At 70.0% G+C, this 707-nt stretch carries 1 protein-coding gene; it reads left to right on the top strand.

Features of this window, described 5'->3' with window-relative positions:
* Positions 1 to 329 precede the first annotated feature (329 nt).
* The coding region (locus KUM32_RS37900) for a triacylglycerol lipase (protein ID WP_254406690.1) at positions 330 to 707 on the top strand (378 nt) is incomplete at its 3' end.

The following is a 707-nucleotide window of genomic DNA, read 5'->3' as shown; positions in this document are numbered from 1 at the left end:
GACCAGGACGACGCGCAGGACTGGTGCCTGCGGCACACCGGGCGCAACCCGGGGCACGACCTGTTCCGCCGCGTGGTCACCGACTACGCCCGCGTCCTCCGCGACGAGGAGTGAACCGCGCAGGCGTCGCGGGCCGTAGTGATCCAGGGGGCCGCCCCCGCGCGGGAGTTCGCGCCAGGGGCGGCCCCGCCGCGTACGCGACGCGACCAACGCGTTGTCGCCCGCAGCGCGCCGGAAAGCGGCCCGATCTCCGCCCCGGGACGGGCTTTTGGCCACTCCAGGGATTCGCATGAGAAAAGGGTTCGGGGGCGGGATCATGAGGACCGTCCTTGGGAGGAGGGATCGGCATCGTGGTGGAGAGCCGACTGGGCCTCGTGATGGTCCACGGGTTCATGTCCGGGCCGAAGGTGTGGGAGCCGCTACGTGCGTTGATCGTCGCGGATCGGAGCCTCGGCTTCGTCCAACCGTTGACGTTCGAGTACGCGACCGGATTGTTGCCGATCAGCCCGCTGCGGGTCTTCCCCTCGATCGACACGGTCGCCGACAGCCTGCGGGAGTACCTGGCGACGGAAGCCGGTGCGTTCGACCACCTGCTCCTGGTCACCCACAGCCAGGGAGGGCTGGTCGCCCAGCGCTACCTGGCTCGTATGCTCCAGGACGGCAGAGGCGGCGAACTGGCCCGAATCCAGCGGCTGGTCATGCTCGCC

This window comes from Streptomyces sp. AC627_RSS907 (genome assembly GCF_019049165.1).
This window is presented reverse-complemented; position numbering and strand designations above follow the sequence as displayed.